The 285-nt window shown below is 40.4% G+C and carries 1 protein-coding gene; it reads right to left on the bottom strand.

Features of this window, described 5'->3' with window-relative positions; translation table 11 throughout:
- Positions 1-285 (bottom strand): 50S ribosomal protein L6 (locus ACFIO5_RS12690; RefSeq protein WP_375705597.1); only part of this gene is annotated, 285 nt, incomplete at both ends.

The following is a 285-nucleotide window of genomic DNA, read 5'->3' as shown; positions in this document are numbered from 1 at the left end:
GCTTAGGGATGCTCACAGTCACACCCGACGGCACTTTATAAATCACATCGTGCGAAAAACCTAACGATAACTGAATATCCTTACCCTGCAAAGCAGCACGATAACCAACACCGTTGATCTCCAACCTTTTTTCAAAACCATCCTTGACACCACAAAAAATATTCTCAATCATTGAACGCGACATACCCCATTTGGAACGCGCATCTTTTGATTGATCACGGGGAGAAACTGATATAAAACTTTCCTCAAGTTTAACTAAGACTTCATCATTGACAAGATAACTTA

The organism is Bartonella sp. AA86SXKL, from assembly GCF_042196885.1.
Note: the sequence above shows the minus strand (reverse complement) of the source record. Positions and strands in the feature narration are given on the sequence as shown.